Below are 18,585 nucleotides of genomic sequence, written 5' to 3'. Positions count from 1 at the left end.
ATTATTTTTAAATGAATAATAAAAAATCTTATATGTTGATATTGGAAGTTAAAAAATGAAAGAACTTGGTAGTTTCGATATAAAGAAATATTCATCACACCTTAAAATAATTGAAAATGACTATAGAAGTGTTAATCTGATTTTTCTAAATTTTTTTTTATTTTCACTTATATTTAAAAATATTAATTCTTAAAATGTGTTTATACTTAACGACTAGCAAAGGATTATATAAATATAATCTTAAAGATAATATCTTAATAAAAATTATTGGTAATTGGAGCAAAGGTTTATTTAAAAAACCAAGTAAAGGTTTTTTTGGTATATGTTTAGATAATAACAAAAATCAAATTATTACTGCGTCCCGTGAAAATTTTACTATAGATAAATTTTATAACAAATCTACTGACTTACTTTTACATTTTTACGACCCAATAAATAATAGGTCTGTTGAAAACGTGACTATTAAAAACATATACGACGTTCATCAAATATTTTATCATAATAAAAAAATTTATTTAACTGATACTGGTAAAAACAGAGTTCAAGTTTATAATTGTGAAACTAAGAAAATTGATTCATTTATAGATATAGGACCGGATAGAAAAAATTATAATCATGTAAACGCTATTTATGTCGATAAAAATAGAATATTAATAGGATTAAACAATGGTAATAAAGAAAACTTAAAAAATGCTCAAATTATAGAAATTATTGCTAAAAATATTACCAATAATAATTTAGATGCATTTAATGTTGGAAAAATTATTGAATTAAAAGATATTTTTCATACACATGATATAGAAAAAATTGGTGATGATTATTTTTTTTCTGCGTCAGAAGACGGAAACTTGGTAAGTTTAAATCAGTTATCCGTTATTAAAAAACTCCCTGTATGGACTAGGGGCATAACAAAAAGTAAAGATTATATATTTGTTGGAAAAAGTGGTACAGCTTCAAGAAAATTAAGACACACAAGATATTATGATGGAATGGTTAGCGTATTATCACGCAATGATCTTAATTTAGTAAATGAGCTAAAAATTCCAAAAATTGGCCAATTGAATGATATTTTGTACTATGAATGTAGTAAATAAATGAAAATTCCAATTTTAATGTATCATTCCATTTCAGATGGTAACAATCCATTATCTGTTTCAATTGAAAATTTTGACAAACAAATGCGATTTATGAGTCAGAATGGATATAAAACAATGAGTTTACAAAAATTAACAAACATTCCTGATAGGAAAACTTTTATAATTACTTTTGATGACGGTTATGAGGATGTTTTTCTTAATGCTTTACCAATTTTAAAAAAATATGATTTTACAGCAACATGTTTTTTTGTTTCAAATTTTATTGGTAAATATAATGCTTGGGATGAAAACAAAAAAGAATTTATAAAATTAAATTTGATGAATATTAATCAAATTTCGTTATGGATTGATAACAATATGGATGTAGGCTCACACACATCTGATCACAAAAATCTTGTAAATCTTGATTGTAATGAAAAAAAATTACAAATTATAAATCCCAAAAAATACTTTAATGAAGTTTTCAAACTAGACGTTAAAACATTTTCTTATCCTTTTGGTTCTTTTGATGATGAATGTTTTAATATAGTAAAAGATAATTATAACTTTGCTGTTACCACTAATAGATCAAGATATATTTTCAATAAATTTAATAATTGTAAACTTCCAAGAGTCCCCATTAACAAAAAAGATAATATTTTTAAGTTTTATTTAAAAATCAACACAATATATGAGGACATCAAATTTAAAAAATAATTAATGTTTATAAAAAAATTTAATAAAACAAAGTGCGTTAACGGTTGTGAGCTGTTTAATGATAATTCTAATTATTTGTACTGGGAAAATAGAAATGTCACTAATGATGAAATTGAAATTACTGATTTCTTAAATAATAAATACAATAATCAAAATATTTCTATACTTCATATCGGTATAGGTAACTCTTATGTTGCTACAAAGTTAAAAAAATTTATAAATATTGATGGTATATCAATATCTATGAATGAAATTATTTTAGCTAAAAGTTTGAAAATAGAAAATTATAAAAGTTATTTTTTTAATAAATTAGAGAATAATGTTTTTTCTAATAAAATATTTTCTAAATATGACGTTATTATAGATGTGAACATAAAATCTTTCTGTTGTTGTGAATATTCATTTAAAAAACTATTTAGCGATTATAATATGATGTTAAATAGAAATGGTATTATAGTTACGGGAAAAAGGGGTATGAATTGGTCAAGAATTATTAAGCCTGTGATCCGTTTTTCTTTAAAAAAATTTTTTTATAAAAGATTAAAAGAATTTGATGGTCCGAAATCAAACATTTTATCTTTGTTTGAATGTAATGAATTAGCAAAAGAACATAGTCTTAAATTAAATAATATTGACAAAACTAATATTGTAACTTTTTCTAAAACTTAATTTTGTTAAGAGCATTATTTTTAAATAAGTTTGCTTCTTTAATATATCTTCTAACCATTTCTGTTGACTTATGGCCTGTCATAGCCATTATACTTCTTTCTTCTGCTCCAGATTTAGCTGCTGATGTTGCAAAGCCCGACCTTAAACTATGTCCAGAATAATCTTTACTTTCTAAACCTGCTAATTTTAAATATTTTTTTATAAGTAAAGCGACTGTCTGGTCGGTTAATCTATTATCTGACAATTTTGATCCTTTAGTAAACCTTCTAAATAACGCTCCAGAACTTATTTTTGATATTTCAATCCATTTTCTGATTGAAACAACTGGACAATATTGTGATTTGTTAAAGTAGGGCAGGCCTTTTAATGAACCTTCACCAAATTGATCTGTTTTTGACCTTCTAAGGTTAATTTTAAGACCTTCTTGCACAAAATCTAAATCTTCATAGTCTAATGAAACTATCTCATTTCTTCTAAAACCGCCTGAGAACCCGATTAAGATAATTGATCTGTCCCTAAGTTTTTTTATCGCTTCCTTTTTTTGTTGATCTATTACATTAATAATTTCTTTTAAACTATTGATTAATAATGGTTTTTTACCTATTTGAATGCTTCCTTTTCTTCTTTTAATACCCATTATATTTTCAATAATTGAAGGGTGTTTTGTATCTAAATAGTGACCTTTAAGCTTATGTATGACACCTATTGATACTAATCTGCGTTTTAAAGTGCTTATTTTAACTTCCTTAGTTGATAAATGAGTCAAATATAATGAAACTATTTTTGGTTCAGATGGAAGTGATTTAAATCCATTTTGCGCACAGAATAATCCAAAATCATTAAAATCAGATTTATAAGCTCTAACCGTATTCACTGCCTTAGAACTTTTAAGGTTTAATAATGTTTCTTCCTGTAATGCTTTTATGTCAGTTATTATTTGATTCATATATTACTATTGATAACCATTAATTATCGTTAGTAATATATTAATAGAAGTTATCTGTCAAATGAAATAATAAATGAATATGTCTATAGGATTTTGGCAATTAGGAATATTAATATTATTATTTTTCCCATCCTTAATTGCATTAATTTTATGTTTAATTTTAATTAAAAAAAGAAATTATAAAAAATTACCAAAAAATAAAATTTATGCCGGTTTTTGGCATAGATTTTTAGCTTATTTAATAGATTTCATAATATTAGCAGTAATTTACTTTGTTCTTACTCTAATTCCAGTAATTGGCTGGATAATCGGAATATTTTTTGGATGGCTTTATTTTGCAATTCAGCACTCATCATCAAAAAGATCAACTTTAGGAATGAGAGCTTTAGATATAACAATAAATGATGAAAATCTTGATAAAATTGGATTTTGGAGAGCAACCGGAAACTATTTAGTCGTTGGTATTTCTATTATAATCCTATTCATTGGTCTTATTATGATAGGTTTTACCTCAAGAAAGCAAGGGTTACATAATTTGGTTTCAAGAACAATTCATTTAAAAGACAAATAACATATTAATTACAAAGATTTAAAAGCTAAATTTAATTTAAATGATTAGAAAATTAGAGCGAAAAGATAAGGAAAATTGGATAAAATTGTATTGTGGGTATGCTAAATTTTACAAAGTATCAATGAATAACGAGATTTTAAATACTTTATGGAATTGGATACATGATGAAAATCATATTGTGAATGGTATTTGCTTTGAATTAGAGGGTAAAATTGCTGGAATTGCCCATTATAGAACAATGCCAAGACCAATTAAGGGCCAATATATAGGCTTTTTAGATGATTTGTTCGTAGAGCCAAAATTTAGAGGTCAACAAATAGCTCAAAAGCTTATTAGTCATCTAAAATCCTTATCTAAAGACAATAATTGGAATGGAATTCGTTGGATCACCCACTCTTCCAATGAAAATGCAAAGAAATTATACGATAAAATAGCCAATAACACAGGTTTTGAACTCTATGAACTTAAAGGGGACTAAGTTTCAGTTAAAAGTCTGGAATTATTTGAGGAAAATACCAAAAGGTAAAGTTAAAACTTACCTTGAAGTTGCTAAAGCTATTGGAAAACCTAAAACTTTCAGAGCAGTTGCTAATGCTGTAGGCAAAAACCCCTATCCTCCCAAAATACCATGTCATAGAGTGATAAGATCTGATGGCAGCCTTGGTGGCTACTCAGGAAAAGGTGGTATTCAGCAAAAAAGGCGATTACTGAGGTTAGAAAAGGTTTTCATTAAATAGCGTTTTTTATATACCTAATCCTTAAATTAACCGCTAAAATAAACACTTTTAAGCTATTATAATCCTTTTTCCCATAAATAGTATTATGCACCCTTTAGTTGTACTAGATATCTATCTTTGCTTAAAATAAGGTGCTCTATGGCCGTTTAAAGCGTATATTCGGATAGTGCATTGCTCTAGTTTTCAATGATATCAATACTTTTAGAAGATGAAAAAACAGCTTGTTTTTTTAGTTATTTTCACTCCCCTCCTGTACTTTAATATTAATTATTTATGTTAGAATGTTTAAAAGTGTTGATATTAAACAATTTTAATCAATCACAATAAATTTGATTTATTGATATAATTTTTATTAATATAAAATTGAATATTGGATTAATGATTATCTTATTATCGCTAATTATTGAGGTTAATTGAATATATAGTAATATTTTTTTTACTATATTACAATTTTATTTATATATTTAATAAACTAAATTAATCAACAATTACAATTATTTATTGTATAAAATTAATCTAATACATTAGTATTTAGTAAATAATTTATTACTATTAATTTAACTTGCTTAGATAGTATTCTCTCCTAGAGATATATAGACCACTTAATACTATAATAAAAAGACCAAGATAAGTCCAATTATCAGGAAGTTCATGGAAGAAATAATAACTAATAATGATATTAGTGATAATCTCTGTATAGCCTAAAGGAGCTAATTTAGAAGCATCAGCATATTTGAGTGATAAAATGATAAAAAGATGTGCTACAGAGGCTATAAGGCCGATTATAGCCATCATAATCCACTCATTTGGAGTTGGATTAACCCACACTGAAGGCATAAACACACTAATTATCGCTAACCCTACTACACCAGTAAATAAAAGCGTTAAAAGCGAATTATCTGAAGTACTTAACTTTCTAGTTATTACTAAATAGAAGCCATAACAAACACCGCAAGCTAGAGCTGCTAAAGTGGCTAAATTAACATCTATAAATCCTGGTCTGATAACAATTAGAGTCCCTAAAAAACCCACAAGTACAGCTGACCACCTTCTAATACCAACTTTTTCACCAAGAAAAAATGGGGATAAAGCAGTGCATGTTATTGGGGCAACAAATGCAAGTGTTAATGCTTTAGGAAGTGAAATTACTGATATTGAATAGAAGAAGCATAAAGTTGAAAAAGCAAGAATTATTCCTCTAACAAGCTGAAGCTTTGGTCTTTTGCTCCAAATAAGGGTTTCTCTATAAAATAAAACCATTAAAGAAAGCGTAAAAACAACAGTGAAGAAATACCTAGCCCAAGTTATCTGAAAAACATCCATTGTTAGACTTAGATGTTTAGCAATTGCGTCCATTACAGGAACAATCATCCAAGCAGTAGCATTTAAAATTATTGCCTTCATAAAAGAAGGATACCGCCTAATAGAAGTATTTTAAAGCAAAGAATAAGGTAATTGGTATTGTAATAAAAGACATTACAGTTGAAACAACAATCATACTTGCAACACTATCAACAATTTTCTTAGGCGAATACATTGAGCCAACTAAATAAGTTAATACTGCACTTGGCATTGAACATTGAATTAATAGAACACCTGCAGCAAATCCAGATAAATTAAAAAATTTAATTATCAAAAAACCAATTACTGGTCCAATAATTACTCTACTAATGGAAGCTATTAAAGCAGATTGGAATGAAAAGACTTTAAATCTTGTTAAAGCAATTCCTAGGGACATAAGAATCAAAAAAATGGCTGTATAGGTAAGCATCATTGTAAGATTAATTATATAAACTGGCGACTCTATTTCGAAATAAAGAAATAATACTGAAATTATTATTGCATAAAAAGGAGGGCTTTTAACAATTAGATCAAGATCAAACTTTCTGCTAGCCAAAAAAACTCCTAGAGTAAAGTGAAATAATATAACTAGTGAAGATATTGCTGCTGCTACACCTAAACCCTGACTGCCATACGCAAATAAGCAAATTGGTAAACCCATATTTCCTGTATTAGGTAAAATAAAAGGAGGTAATTCTCTAATAATTTCTTTTTTAAGAACAAATAAAAAAACAATTCCTGTTAAAGCAAAACCACTGATAGCTAGTAACGCATACCAAAAATAATTTGTAAATATTTCAAAAGTAATTCCGGTTGTTGTTATTGAATAAAACACCATTGCTGGGGTACCGATATTTGCTGCAAAATTAGTAATGAAAGAAGTATCCAGTTTTGGATTTTTTTTACCTAAAAAATAACCAATGCCGACAATAAAAAAAACAGGGGATAAAACTTCAAAAAGTTTGAAGTAAATATCCATTAATTATACAATCTGATTAAAACTGGTGTTTTAAGAATATTTTTATTTTTCTTAAATATAGATAAACAGTTATTACAATTAAGTTCAGAAGTTTTATGAGTTATTATAACAATAGTAGCTTTATCATCTTTTTTATTGGGAGTTTGAATTAGTCTTTTTACAGATATATTATATTTAGCTAAACGATTTGTAATTTGAGATAAAACACCTGGCTTATCTTTTACCTCAAATCTTAAATATAAAGAATTAACATAATTTTTAACATTATATGGTTTTAAGGATTTTAATTTATTAACAGAAACACCCAGAGGTTTTTTTATATTACCTCTTAAGATAGATAATAAATCAGACAATAATGCAGAAGATGTAGGACCTGGGCCAGCACCCTCTCCTTGTAAAATACTTTCACCAACAGGTTTTCCTTCAAGTATAACAGCATTCATTACACCGGTAACGTTACCAATATAAGAATTTTTACTTACAAGGCATGGATGTACTGTTTCAAATAAATGACCATTTTTCAATTCAGATATTCCAAGAAGTTTAATTCTTAAATCTAATTGGTTTGCAATTTTAATATCTTTAAGATCAATTTTCTCAATTCCTTCCATTAAGCATTTGTGTTTAGAAATTTTACTATTAAATGATAATGATGATAAAATTCTAACTTTTGCGAAAGCATCAAAACCATTTAGATCTAATTTTGGATTTCCTGGTTCTGCATATCCAAGTTTTTGAGCTTTTTTTAGAACATCAACAAAACTTTGGTTCGAATTTTCCATTTCTGAGAGAATATAGTTAGATGTACCATTTAAAATCCCATAAACTTTTGAAATTTTATTAGTAGCCAAACCTTCTTTAATTGATCTTAATATCGGAATTCCCCCAGCAACAGATGCTTCAAATTCTAGATTGACATTATTTTGTTCTGCAATTTTAGCTAATTCGTTACCGTGTTTTGAGATTAATGCTTTATTTGGAGTTATTACGTGAATTTTCTTTTTTAAAGCAGTCTCAACAACTTTTTTTGAAATCCCATCTGATAAACCTATAGCTTCAAACAAAATATCAACCTTTGTTTTACTAAAAATATCTAACGGATTTTTAAAAAATATTTTTTTATTAATTCTAAATTGTCTTTTTTTATTTATATTTCTAGCTGATATGGATACAACATTAATCTTCTTGCCTGTTTTAAGCTCAATATCTTTTTTTTTAGTATTCAATTCATTAAGCAAATAAGAACCTACTTGTCCAAGACCTACTACAGCAATATTTATTGATTTTTTCATTGGTTTATATCCGGATATTTACTTTTTTTAGTATAGTCATCTATATAAATCTTATATTCGTCATAACTCATATTTGTTATGTCTTCTGACTTTTTTAATACTTCAGATAATTTTTTTTGATCTTCACTTTTTTTTACCACATCTTCTGTCCAATATTTAGAATCTTTGTTTAATGAACAATTATTTAAAATAAAAAAAATAAAAAAAATAAAGACTAATTTCATTATAAAGCTGTTTTAATTGGGAAATTAAATTTCATATTTAAATTTTGTACTGCTTGACCAGCTCCACCCTTAATCAAATTGTCTATAGCTGAAATTATTACAATCTTATTTTTGTATTTAGATTTACAAACAGAAATGAAACAATTGTTTGAGTTAATTACATCATTTGTACTTAACAGACTATTTGCTTCTAAAATTTTTAAAAAATCATCATTCTTATAAAAATCTGTTAGTGTCTTAATTATTTTTGACTGAGTAACACCTTTTTCTAGATCAATATAAATAGTACTTAAAATACCTCGAAACATAGGAGTTAAATGAGGTGTAAAATTAAAACTTAATTTCTTTTTAGTGAATTTTCTTAACATTTGATCAATCTCTGAATTATGTCGATGAAAGCCAACACCATAAGCACTTAAAGATTCATATAGGTTTTTATCTTTAAATTTTTTATGGACACCTCTACCAGCTCCTGAATAGCCAGATTTAGAATCCATTATTATATTGTTAACTTTAACTAATTTTTTTTTAAAAAGAGGAATTAAAGGTAAAAGTATTGAAGTTGGATAACAACCCGGACAAGATACAATCTGATATTTACCTATATCTTTTCCGTTAACTTCTGGAAGACAATATATACTTTTCTTAATTAAATTTACTGCTCTGTGTTTTTGTTTGTACCATTTTAAATATTCTGATCTATTTTCTAATCTAAAATCAGCAGCTAAATCAATTAAAGTGATATTTTTTGTTAAATGTTTTGAAATATCTTGTGCTTCTCCATTGGGTAATGCTGTAAAAACTACATCAACATCTTTTAAAAGTTTTTTATTAAATTTAATAATTTTTGGTAAATTTTTTCCTGAAAGAGATTTGTCATAACTAGAAATATTTTTTCCTACAGAACTATTTCCGCATAGAAATCTTATGTTTATAAATTTGTGTTTAATTAATAATTTAATTAATTGAACTCCAATATATCCAGTTGAACCAGCAACCAACGCATTAAGCTTAGGCATAATATATTATAACAGTTTAAAATTAAAAAAGAATTATCTTTTAGAGAATTGGAAGCTTCTTCTAGCTTTTCTTCTACCAGGTTTTTTTCTTTCAACTGCTCTAGAGTCTCTGGTTGTAAGTTTTTCAGTTTTTAATGTAGATTTTAAATTTTCATCAAACATTACTAAAGCTTTAGAAATACCATGAACTAAGGCACCTGCTTGACCAGTTGGACCTCCCCCACTAACACTACATCTAACATCATAGTCGGTAGATTGTTTGATTATATCAAAAGGTCTAGTAATTTGAAGATGATGAAATTCACTTGAAAAATATTCATTAAATAATTTTCCATTTACATAAATCTTTCCTGAACCTTTTTTTAACCAAACTTTTGCAATTGAAGTTTTTCTTCTACCTGTTGCATACTTACTGTCTTTAAAGTCTAATTTTAGTTTAGGTGTTTTTGATGCTGTTTGAGTATTTTCCATATTAGTTTCTAACTAAGTTTTTGCTGTTTAATTTGCCTAACTCAATAATTTGAGGATTTTGTGCTGCATGTGGATGATCACTACCTGTATAAATTTTTAATTTAGTTAATTGTTTTCTACCTAACACTCCACCAGGAAGCATTCTTTTTACGGCAAGCTTTAAAGTTTCACCTGGTTTTTTTTCGTGTAATTTCTCAGGTGTAGTCTCTTTAATTCCACCTGGGTGGCCAGTGTGTCTATAATAGATTTTATCCTCAAACTTTTTTCCAGTAAATTTTGCTTGTTCGATATTTTTAACTACAACAAAATCACCGTGGTCCATATGAGGAGTATAAGTAGTTTTGTTTTTGCCACGAATAATTTTTGAAATAACAGTTGCTAATCTACCAACAACAGCATTAGTTGCGTCTATCTCGAACCATGATGATGTTACTTGGTCTTTTTTTACAAATTTTGTCATTGTGCCAGGATTAATACTATTATTAATTGCAAAGTCAATTTGATATTTGGCTTGCATTACAATACTTATCTGCTAAAAGGTTTGAGCCGATTTGATCCTATTGCGGGCATAAAACTGCTAAACAGGAATTTACACAACATTATCGGTAGGCATTTGAACTATATTGTGCGCCTTACATTAAGTTAAAGCACTAAAAAAGGAGTAAAAATGAGTACAAAAAGAAATAATCCAGAAACTATCGCAATTCATGGTGGAGACTACAGAAGTGATACTGCAACAAATGCTGTAGCAGTGCCTATCTATAGAACTACATCATATCAATTCAATAGCACGGAGCATGCAGCCAACCTGTTTGCATTAAAAGAGTTTGGCAATATTTACACAAGAATCATGAACCCAACCAATGATGTATTGGAAAAAAGACTGGCGGCACTTGATGGAGGCTTAGCAAGTTTAACCGTTTCATCAGGACAAACAGCTTCAACTTTTGCAATATTAAATGTTGCTCAAGCTGGAGATAATATTGTTAGTTCAACAGATCTTTATGGTGGAACTGTATCTTTATTCACGCATACTTTAAGCAAACTTGGTATTGAAGTAAGATATGCTGACCCTTCTGATCCAAAAAACTTTGAAAAAGCTATAGATGATAAAACAAGAGCTTTTTATGGAGAAACTTTACCAAATCCATATTTAAGAGCTTTTCCTATCAAAGAAGTTTCAGATATTGGAAGAAAATACAATATACCACTTATTGTTGATAATACAGCTGCACCGGTAATTTGTAAGCCATTAGAACATGGGGCTGCTGTTGTGGTTTATTCGCTGACAAAATATATAGCTGGTCACGGAACTGTTGTTGGTGGAGCTTTAGTTGATGGTGGTAATTTTGATTGGACAGCAGATCCAAAAAGGCAACCTCTTTTCAACGAACCTGATGCTAGCTATGGAGGTGTAGTTTGGGGAAAAGCTGTTCCAGAACTTACAGGTGCTAATGTTTCTTTTGCAGTGAGAGCAAGAGTAACAATTTTAAGAGATCTTGGCTCAGCACTATCACCTGATAATGCCTTTGGGGTAATTCAAGGTTTAGAAACCGTAGCTTTAAGAATGAAACAACATTGTGAAAATGCTTCTAAAGTTGTTGATTATTTAAAGAAACATAAAGCGGTCGATAAAGTGATTTATGCTACTGAACATAATGATGAAATAAATAGTAGAGCTAAAAAATATCTTAAAGGTGGTTATGGTGCGCTAGTTGGCATTGAACTAGCTGGAGGTATTGAAGCAGGGAAAAGATTTATTAAGTCTTTGAAAATGTTCTACCATGTTGCAAACATTGGTGATGCTAGAAGCTTAGCAATTCATCCGGCAACAACAACACATAGTCAACTTACTGAAGATGAGTTAGCTGCAGCTGGAGTAACACCTGGTTATGTAAGATTGAGTATTGGCTTGGAGCATATAGACGATATCATTGATGATTTGGATCAAGCTTTAGAGAATTCTTCTAAAGGTAAATTAAAAGCTGTTAGTTAATTTGAGTTTTATATGTCAACAAATAGAAACTAATTAGTTTTTTCCTCATACCTGGATATGTAGAGGAAATATAAAGTCGATAATATTATCAAAATAGAATTTATCTGGTGTAAAGATGCATAAATAATCTTTACTCCAGATAAAATAGTTAATACTCCTAACACAACCTGTAAAAACAAACTTATCCCAATAATTAAAATTGGTTTTATAAATATTTTATTTCTTTCCTTGAAGATAGAAATTAACAGAAAAATATAAACTATCATGATTAGGTAGGCTAAATTTCTATGTAAAAATTGTACAATAGAAGGATTATCAAAAACAGAAATGCTTAAAAATTCAATCATTTTACTATCATCTGGAAAATAAGAAGCGCCCATTAAAGGCCATGTATTATAAATGGTTCCAGCATCCATACCTGATACAAAAGCACCAATAATTAATTGTATAAATAGCAAAACAAGAAAAAATTTAATAAAAAATAATTTAATAGAAATTTGATTAATTTGTAGTTTGGTTAATTTTAAAACATTCCAAAAAACAATTGAAAGAATAATAAAGGCTGTAAACAAATGTATGGATAATCTATAATGACTGACATCAATTCTATTTACTAAACCACTGGATACCATGTACCATCCTAAAAAACCTTGCAAGCAAACTAAAATAAAAATTATGCCATATCTTTTTACAACCCATAAACCATTTTTAATTGCAAAATACAGGAGCGGTAATAATGTAATCAAACCAATTAGTCGACCTAGTTGTCGATGGGCCCATTCCCACCAAAAAATTAGTTTAAACTCATCTAAAGTCATATTAAAGTTTTGTTCCTGATATTCCGGTATTGTCTTATAAAGATTAAAATAATCTATCCATTTATCATTTGTTAAAGGGGGAAGAAAACCTACAAATAATTCCCATGTAGTAATGGACAGACCTGAATCTGTTAATCTTGTTAGTCCACCTACTAAGATAATCAAAATAATCAATGACAATAATATAAGTAACCAAATTTTTAATTGATAATTTATATGACTATTCGCACTGTACATGTGTAGATAAATATAATAATTATTAATTAATCCAATAAATTAAATGTCGCCTAATAATAAAAAAAAATTAAATATAATTAGAGTTAAGCTTGATAAACTTGATAATAAGCTTCTTTCTCTGATTAAATACAGAACAGGCCTTGTAAAAGAGGTGCTTAAGTTAAAAGAGTTTAAAAAAGAAATAGTTGACCAAAAAAGAATTAATTTTATCCTTAACAAAATCAAAGGAAAATCAAAAAAATTAAAAATCGATCCAAAAATCACTAATAGAATTTGGAAAAATATGATCTGGTCATATATCGACTACGAGAGAAGAAATTTTAAAAAATAATAATTACTTACTGTGTGGTGGAAGTTTCTTTTCCACAAAAGTTTCATGTTTTCTAGTTGCAGGATTATATTTTTTAGCAGACAGCTTTACTTTAGCTTTTTCACCGCCAGCAGGTTTTTTAACATAATAAAAGAATGGACTGTCAGGTTTAGACTCTGGAACCAGTCTAACTTTTACGTGTGTTTTTTTAGCCATATTATTTTAAATTTTTTAAGTTTTTTACAATTTTAGAAATTTTAATTAATTTATTTCTTAAATTATCAGCTTTTATAGAATTATTTGCAATTTCGTCAAGTTCTAAAAACTCGCCTCCGTTTAGGATCTTTTTTACACCATTAATTGTCATGCCCTGTTCTTTAAGAAGAAATTTAACTTTTTTGAGAAGATTAATGCAGTTTTCATCATAATATCTTCTGTTTGAGTTTAAGATTTTAGGTTTAATTTGCTTAAATTGAGTTTCCCAAAATCTAATTGTATGAGTTGGTAGAATACCTTTTTTATTAGATTTTAGATTTAATATTTTTGCGACCTCACCTATTGTTTTGTAAGCGCTGTCAGATTTATCCATTATCTTTTAAATTTATAAATTCTTTAAATTCTTTTGATGGCTTAAATAACACAACATCTCTAGAAGAAATCATTTTATTCTCTTTAGTTTTTGGGTTTCTACCTATTCGAGATTTTTTTTGTCTAACAGAAAAAGTTCCAAATTTAGATAATTTTAATTTTTTTTCTTGTTTAATATTTGTGACAATTGTTGCTAGAAAATCTTCAATAAGGTTTTCAGAGATTTGTTTTGAAAAACCCAGCTGCATATACACCAAATTAACTAAGTCTTTTTTAGTTAAGTTTATTCTCATTAGTTTAAATATTTTGCTTGATCTTTTCTATCAAATTACCTTTTACAATTCTATGACAAACATCTAGAGAGTTTGAAAAACCAATAAAATCAGTTCCGCCGTGACTTTTTACAACTGGTGAATCAAGTCCAATAAATATAGCTCCATTATAAAGTCTTGGATCTAAGCGTTTTTTAAATTTATTCAAATTTGAAATATTTAATAAAGATGAGATTTTTCCAATTATTGATCCAGTCATAGCTTTTTTAAGTTCACTAGTAATAAAATTGGCAGTGCCTTCAGCAGTTTTTAAAGCTACATTTCCTGTAAAACCATCAGAAACAATCACATTGACCTCTCCATCCATTAAGTGATTACCTTCTATATAGCCAGAAAAATTATAATTTTCAGATTTCTTATCATTTAAAGTTTGATAAGTTTCTTTAATTGTTTCATGTCCTTTTAATTCTTCTGATCCAATATTTAGTAAACCTACATTTGGTTTATCACCAGGATATAACGAGGTATAAAGAGATGCACCCATTATAGAAAAATCTAATAAATTTTTAGAACTACATTCAATATTTGCACCCAAATCTAATACAACACTCATCCCTTTTTTATTTGGCCATAAAGCTGATAATGCTGGTTTATCAATATTTTCTATCATCTTAAGATTTAGTTTTGAAATAACAAGTAAAGCACCAGTGTTACCAGCTGATACCACAATATCCGCTTCTTTTTTCTTAACACTATCTATTGCAAGCCACATACTTGTATTTTTGCCTCTTTTAGCACCCTCTAGTGGGCTATCAGTACTTTTAACTACATCAGATGTGTGGATGATTTCATAAAATTCATTACCAATTTTATCGTCAATGAGACTGTTAATTTTATTTTTATCTCCAAAAATTTTATAAAATATATTCTTATTTGATTTATGATTTAAGATTACCCCATCAATAATTTTATTTGGAGAGTTATCACCGCCCATTGCATCAACTGCAATTTTTATCAGATCAGTCATTTTAGATTTATATTATTCTTTTGGGTCTAAAACTTGTCTGCCCTTATACATACCTGTTTTTAAATCTAAATGATGAGATAATCGATACTCACCAGATTTTTTATCTTCAACAATATTCTTTGTTGAATATTTCATCGTTTGAGCTCTTCTCATTCCAGTTCTGGAAGGGGTTTGTTTACGTTTTGGTACAGCCATAATCAGTGGTTACTTACACTTTTTAAATAAGAATTCAAAGTTTTTTTTGATAAATTTTCATCAAAAATCTCAAAATAATCAAGTAATTGATCATTTTTTTTAAAATCAGTTAAAAAAATTGAAATTTTTGCAAGTTTCTGTTTTCTTGTTAATTTATTCCAAAAATGAATTTCTGAAACCATTGAATGAAATAAATTAATGTAATCTTTCATTTTTTTATTAATTGATTGATCGCCATAACCTATTTCTCTTATACTAAGTTCAAGTTGCCTGAAGTTAAAATCATAAATCTCTTGTAAAATAATCTTATTTTCCTCATTTTTAAAATTTTTTAGAAAAAAAGCAAAATGTAATAAAAATAAAGTTAAACGATCTGAAAAAATATCATCTCTATCCAAAGATTTATATAAATCTTTATTTCTAGTGAAATTTATTAAATTGTTATAGATATATAGATATTTTTTATTCATGACCAAAATATTATATATAATTTTTCTTTCATTAATAGTTTCAAATTGCTCCTTTAAAAAAGTTGTTAATCACCATGGTGTGCCTTTTTTAGAAAAAAAACAATCTTCATTAATTGTTAATAAAACTAATAAAAATGATATAATGAAAATTTTAGGCAATCCTTCCACTAAAAGTAAATTTGATAATGATGTGTGGATCTATATTGAAAGAAAACAAACACAATCAAAATTAATAAATCTTGGTAAAATGAAAATATATAGAAATGATGTTTTGGTTTTAGAAATAGATGATTATGGAATGCTTAAAAAAAAAGAGTTTTATAATAAAGAAGATATGAAAAAAATAAAAATTGCAAAAAATAAAACAGAAATTGGATATAAAAAAAATACTTTTGTGTATGATTTTATGTCAAGTATGAGGCAAAAGATTAACGACCCTCTTGGTAAGAGGGCCGATAAACAAAAAGAAATTAGCCAGCGATAACTGCTAACAATAACAAAGCTACAATGTTTGTTATCTTAATCATTGGGTTAACTGCAGGACCTGCTGTATCTTTGTACGGATCACCAACAGTGTCTCCCGTAACAGCAGCTTTATGAGCTTCTGAACCTTTCCCACCATGATTTCCATCTTCGATGTACTTTTTAGCATTATCCCATGCACCACCACCTGCGGTCATTGAAACTGCCACAAAAAGTCCTGTAATAATAACACCTAACAACATAGCGCCAACAGCAGCCAATGCAGCAACCTGTCCACCGATAGCAAGGATAATAAAATAAAGAACAACTGGAGATAAGACAGGCAACAAAGATGGTATAATCATCTCTTTAATTGCTGCTACAGTTAAAAGATCAACTAATTTAGCATAATCTGGTTTTTGTTTTCTTTTCATGATGCCAGGAAATTTTTTAAATTGTCTTCTAACTTCTATTACAACAGCACCACCCGCTCTTCCAACAGCTTGCATTCCCATTGAACCAAATAAGTAAGGAAGCATTCCCCCTATTAACAAGCCAACAACTACGTAAGGGTTTGATAAATCAAAGGTTACAACAATACCTTCTAATTTAGAGCCAGCTACACCTGAAAAATGTTTTATATCCTCTACATAAGCTGCGAACAAAACTAGAGCCCCTAAACCAGCAGATCCGATAGCATAACCTTTGGTAACAGCTTTAGTGGTATTACCAACAGCATCGAGAGCATCAGTTGTTTTTCTTACTTTTTTGTCTAGGTTAGACATTTCAGCAATTCCACCAGCGTTATCAGTAACTGGTCCATAAGCATCAAGAGCAACGACCATCCCAGCTAAAGCTAACATAGTGGTTACAGCAATTGCTATACCAAAAAGTCCAGCGATTGAATTTGTAGCTAAAATTCCAGCAACAATAATTAACGCAGGTACAGCAGTTGCCTCCATAGAAACAGCTAAACCTTGAATAACATTAGTACCGTGACCTGTTGTCGACGAAGCAGCAACAGATTTAACAGGTCTATAATTCGTACCTGTGTAATATTCAGTGATCCAGATTAATAAACCGGTAATTATAAGACCAATTATCCCACAGTAATACAAACTCATTCCAGTAAAATTTTTTCCATTAACATTATATTCAGTAGCAAATCCTATTACATGATCTGTCACTGGGTATAAAATCACTATTGAAGAAATAGCAGATACAACAAAACCTTTATATAATGCATTCATTACATTTTTATCTTTTCCAAGTTTAACAAAAAATGTTCCTAAAATTGAAGTTAAGATACAAGCACCACCAATTGTTAGTGGATAAATCATCATACTCATATCTCCTTGAAAGAAAATTGACGACAAAACCATTGTTGCTACAATTGTAACTGCATAGGTTTCAAATAAATCAGCAGCCATTCCAGCACAATCACCAACATTATCACCAACGTTATCAGCAATTACAGCGGGGTTTCTAGGGTCATCCTCTGGAATACCAGCTTCAACTTTACCAACTAAGTCAGCACCTACATCAGCACCTTTAGTAAATATTCCACCGCCTAATCTTGCAAAAATTGAAATAAGAGAAGCACCAAAACCTAACGCAACAAGAGCATTAACTATTTCTCTTTCATCAATATTAAATTTTAGTAAATAATAATAATAAACAGCGATAGCTAACAACGCTAAACCTGCAACCAACATGCCTGTTACAGCACCTGATTTAAATGCCACTGACAAACCTTGAGCAAGACCTTTTCTAGAAGCTTCTGCAGTTCTAACATTTGCTTCAACAGAGACAAGCATACCAACATAACCAGCAATACCAGATAACGCAGCACCAACTAAATATCCTAAACCTACTAAAGGACTAAAGGCAACACTTACAATTACTAGAACAACTACACCAACAATTGCTATTGTTTTGTATTGTCTTGCTAGATAAGCTTTGGCACCAATTTGAATTGCAGATGCTATATCTTGCATTTTTGCATTACCTGCACTTTGATTTAAAATATTTTTTCCAGTAAAAAATCCATAAACTATGGATAAAAAACCAGCTCCGATTGTGTATAATAAAATAGTCTCGACTGTTGCGCTCATATAAACCTTAAGGTTGTTGGTTGTTAAATTTTAAGCCCGGACAATACAAAAAAA

At 28.5% G+C, this 18,585-nt stretch carries 25 protein-coding genes and 1 riboswitch; of the genes, 9 read left to right on the top strand and 16 right to left on the bottom strand.

What is annotated here, in order from left to right:
- Window positions 1-194 precede the first annotated feature (194 nt).
- From ACIJYH_RS03230 to ACIJYH_RS03220, 3 genes are read left to right on the top strand one after another with little or no spacing between them, the layout of a single operon-like run.
- Window positions 195-1,094, top strand: a complete 900-nt coding sequence (locus tag ACIJYH_RS03230) for a hypothetical protein (RefSeq protein ID WP_435164023.1) — start codon at window positions 195-197, stop codon at window positions 1,092-1,094.
- The gene (locus ACIJYH_RS03225) at window positions 1,095-1,793 is read left to right on the top strand and encodes a polysaccharide deacetylase family protein (protein WP_435164020.1); all 699 of its coding nucleotides are present in this window, start codon (window positions 1,095-1,097) and stop codon (window positions 1,791-1,793) included.
- Window positions 1,794-1,796: 3 nt separating this feature from the next.
- Entirely contained in the window at window positions 1,797-2,462 is a 666-nt protein-coding gene (locus tag ACIJYH_RS03220) for a hypothetical protein (protein ID WP_435164018.1), read from the top strand.
- On the opposite strand, the gene ACIJYH_RS03215 is transcribed toward ACIJYH_RS03220, so the two are convergent.
- Window positions 2,452-3,408 carry a site-specific integrase gene (locus tag ACIJYH_RS03215; protein ID WP_435164016.1) on the bottom strand — a complete coding sequence of 319 codons (957 nt, stop codon included), beginning with the start codon at window positions 3,406-3,408 and terminating at the stop codon, window positions 2,452-2,454. The two genes, ACIJYH_RS03220 and ACIJYH_RS03215, sit on opposite strands and share 11 nt — an antisense overlap.
- Before the next feature lie 79 nt (window positions 3,409-3,487).
- Between ACIJYH_RS03215 and ACIJYH_RS03210 the strand changes: the two genes are divergently transcribed.
- From ACIJYH_RS03210 to ACIJYH_RS03200, 3 genes are read left to right on the top strand one after another with little or no spacing between them, the layout of a single operon-like run.
- Window positions 3,488-3,979: an RDD family protein gene (locus ACIJYH_RS03210; RefSeq protein WP_435164013.1), complete on the top strand. Its 492-nt coding sequence runs from the start codon at window positions 3,488-3,490 to the stop codon at window positions 3,977-3,979.
- A 40-nt stretch (window positions 3,980-4,019) separates the two neighbouring features.
- Window positions 4,020-4,457, top strand: coding sequence for a GNAT family N-acetyltransferase (locus ACIJYH_RS03205; protein ID WP_435164010.1), 438 nt, complete (start codon window positions 4,020-4,022; stop codon window positions 4,455-4,457).
- Window positions 4,438-4,716 (top strand): methylated-DNA--[protein]-cysteine S-methyltransferase, encoded by a 279-nt coding sequence (locus ACIJYH_RS03200; RefSeq protein ID WP_435164007.1) that lies wholly within the window; start codon window positions 4,438-4,440, stop codon window positions 4,714-4,716. The genes ACIJYH_RS03205 and ACIJYH_RS03200 overlap by 20 nt, the downstream gene beginning before the upstream one ends.
- A 552-nt stretch (window positions 4,717-5,268) precedes the next feature.
- Here the strand turns inward: ACIJYH_RS03200 and ACIJYH_RS03195 are convergent.
- The 7 genes from ACIJYH_RS03195 to rplM are packed head-to-tail and all read right to left on the bottom strand — an operon-like array spanning window position 5,269 to window position 10,502.
- The gene (locus tag ACIJYH_RS03195) at window positions 5,269-6,120 is read right to left on the bottom strand and encodes a DMT family transporter (RefSeq protein WP_435164005.1); all 852 of its coding nucleotides are present in this window, start codon (window positions 6,118-6,120) and stop codon (window positions 5,269-5,271) included.
- Between the two features lie 16 nt (window positions 6,121-6,136).
- The gene (locus ACIJYH_RS03190; RefSeq protein ID WP_435164002.1) at window positions 6,137-7,036 is read right to left on the bottom strand and encodes an AEC family transporter; all 900 of its coding nucleotides are present in this window, start codon (window positions 7,034-7,036) and stop codon (window positions 6,137-6,139) included.
- Window positions 7,036-8,328, bottom strand: coding sequence for a homoserine dehydrogenase (locus tag ACIJYH_RS03185; RefSeq protein ID WP_435163999.1), 1,293 nt, complete (start codon window positions 8,326-8,328; stop codon window positions 7,036-7,038). Before ACIJYH_RS03185 ends, ACIJYH_RS03190 begins: the two co-directional genes overlap by 1 nt.
- The gene (locus tag ACIJYH_RS03180) at window positions 8,325-8,552 is read right to left on the bottom strand and encodes a hypothetical protein (RefSeq protein WP_435098485.1); all 228 of its coding nucleotides are present in this window, start codon (window positions 8,550-8,552) and stop codon (window positions 8,325-8,327) included. The genes ACIJYH_RS03185 and ACIJYH_RS03180 overlap by 4 nt, the downstream gene beginning before the upstream one ends.
- Window positions 8,552-9,571 carry an N-acetyl-gamma-glutamyl-phosphate reductase gene (gene argC / locus ACIJYH_RS03175; RefSeq protein WP_435163997.1) on the bottom strand — a complete coding sequence of 340 codons (1,020 nt, stop codon included), beginning with the start codon at window positions 9,569-9,571 and terminating at the stop codon, window positions 8,552-8,554. Before argC ends, ACIJYH_RS03180 begins: the two co-directional genes overlap by 1 nt.
- Window positions 9,572-9,604: 33 nt before the next feature.
- On the bottom strand, window positions 9,605-10,042 hold the full coding sequence (rpsI, locus tag ACIJYH_RS03170) for a 30S ribosomal protein S9 (RefSeq protein WP_435089091.1): 438 nt from the start codon (window positions 10,040-10,042) through the stop codon (window positions 9,605-9,607).
- 1 nt (window position 10,043) lies between these two features.
- Complete coding sequence (gene rplM / locus ACIJYH_RS03165; protein WP_435089254.1) at window positions 10,044-10,502, bottom strand: 50S ribosomal protein L13; 459 nt, start codon at window positions 10,500-10,502, stop codon at window positions 10,044-10,046.
- Window positions 10,503-10,640: 138 nt separating this feature from the next.
- Window positions 10,641-10,707: riboswitch (SAM riboswitch) on the top strand.
- 2 nt (window positions 10,708-10,709) lie between these two features.
- On the opposite strand from rplM, the gene ACIJYH_RS03160 reads away from it, so the two are divergent.
- Window positions 10,710-12,038, top strand: coding sequence for an O-acetylhomoserine aminocarboxypropyltransferase/cysteine synthase family protein (locus tag ACIJYH_RS03160; RefSeq protein WP_435163994.1), 1,329 nt, complete (start codon window positions 10,710-10,712; stop codon window positions 12,036-12,038).
- 29 nt (window positions 12,039-12,067) lie between these two features.
- On the opposite strand, the gene ACIJYH_RS03155 is transcribed toward ACIJYH_RS03160, so the two are convergent.
- The gene (locus ACIJYH_RS03155) at window positions 12,068-13,093 is read right to left on the bottom strand and encodes a COX15/CtaA family protein (protein WP_435163991.1); all 1,026 of its coding nucleotides are present in this window, start codon (window positions 13,091-13,093) and stop codon (window positions 12,068-12,070) included.
- 43 nt (window positions 13,094-13,136) lie between these two features.
- On the opposite strand from ACIJYH_RS03155, the gene ACIJYH_RS03150 reads away from it, so the two are divergent.
- Entirely contained in the window at window positions 13,137-13,424 is a 288-nt protein-coding gene (locus tag ACIJYH_RS03150; RefSeq protein ID WP_435163988.1) for a chorismate mutase, read from the top strand.
- Between the two features lie 3 nt (window positions 13,425-13,427).
- Here the strand turns inward: ACIJYH_RS03150 and ACIJYH_RS03145 are convergent, their stop codons facing one another.
- Genes ACIJYH_RS03145 through ACIJYH_RS03120 form a run of 6 tightly spaced genes read right to left on the bottom strand, consistent with a single transcriptional unit; the run spans window position 13,428 to window position 15,955 of the window.
- Entirely contained in the window at window positions 13,428-13,619 is a 192-nt protein-coding gene (locus ACIJYH_RS03145; protein WP_028036963.1) for a 50S ribosomal protein L33, read from the bottom strand.
- A gap of 1 nt (window position 13,620) precedes the next feature.
- The gene (locus tag ACIJYH_RS03140; RefSeq protein ID WP_435163985.1) at window positions 13,621-13,992 is read right to left on the bottom strand and encodes a MerR family transcriptional regulator; all 372 of its coding nucleotides are present in this window, start codon (window positions 13,990-13,992) and stop codon (window positions 13,621-13,623) included.
- Window positions 13,985-14,284 carry an integration host factor subunit alpha gene (locus tag ACIJYH_RS03135; protein WP_435163982.1) on the bottom strand — a complete coding sequence of 100 codons (300 nt, stop codon included), beginning with the start codon at window positions 14,282-14,284 and terminating at the stop codon, window positions 13,985-13,987. The genes ACIJYH_RS03140 and ACIJYH_RS03135 overlap by 8 nt, the downstream gene beginning before the upstream one ends.
- A gap of 4 nt (window positions 14,285-14,288) precedes the next feature.
- Window positions 14,289-15,290, bottom strand: coding sequence for a phosphate acyltransferase PlsX (gene plsX, locus ACIJYH_RS03130; protein WP_435163979.1), 1,002 nt, complete (start codon window positions 15,288-15,290; stop codon window positions 14,289-14,291).
- A gap of 12 nt (window positions 15,291-15,302) precedes the next feature.
- Complete coding sequence (rpmF, locus tag ACIJYH_RS03125) at window positions 15,303-15,485, bottom strand: 50S ribosomal protein L32 (protein ID WP_008544930.1); 183 nt, start codon at window positions 15,483-15,485, stop codon at window positions 15,303-15,305.
- A 2-nt stretch (window positions 15,486-15,487) separates the two neighbouring features.
- Entirely contained in the window at window positions 15,488-15,955 is a 468-nt protein-coding gene (locus ACIJYH_RS03120) for a ubiquinol-cytochrome C chaperone family protein (RefSeq protein ID WP_435163977.1), read from the bottom strand.
- Between ACIJYH_RS03120 and bamE the strand changes: the two genes are divergently transcribed.
- Entirely contained in the window at window positions 15,954-16,439 is a 486-nt protein-coding gene (gene bamE, locus ACIJYH_RS03115; protein ID WP_435163975.1) for an outer membrane protein assembly factor BamE domain-containing protein, read from the top strand. The two genes, ACIJYH_RS03120 and bamE, sit on opposite strands and share 2 nt — an antisense overlap.
- On the opposite strand, the gene ACIJYH_RS03110 is transcribed toward bamE, so the two are convergent.
- Window positions 16,426-18,531, bottom strand: coding sequence for a sodium-translocating pyrophosphatase (locus tag ACIJYH_RS03110; protein ID WP_435089078.1), 2,106 nt, complete (start codon window positions 18,529-18,531; stop codon window positions 16,426-16,428). The two genes, bamE and ACIJYH_RS03110, sit on opposite strands and share 14 nt — an antisense overlap.
- Window positions 18,532-18,585: the final 54 nt, after the last annotated feature.

It is taken from the genome of Candidatus Pelagibacter bacterium nBUS_25 (genome assembly GCF_051200975.1).
GTDB lineage: Bacteria > Pseudomonadota > Alphaproteobacteria > Pelagibacterales > Pelagibacteraceae > Pelagibacter.
The sequence above is the reverse complement of the archived record's forward strand: the minus strand, read 5'-3'. Positions and strand labels throughout refer to the sequence as shown.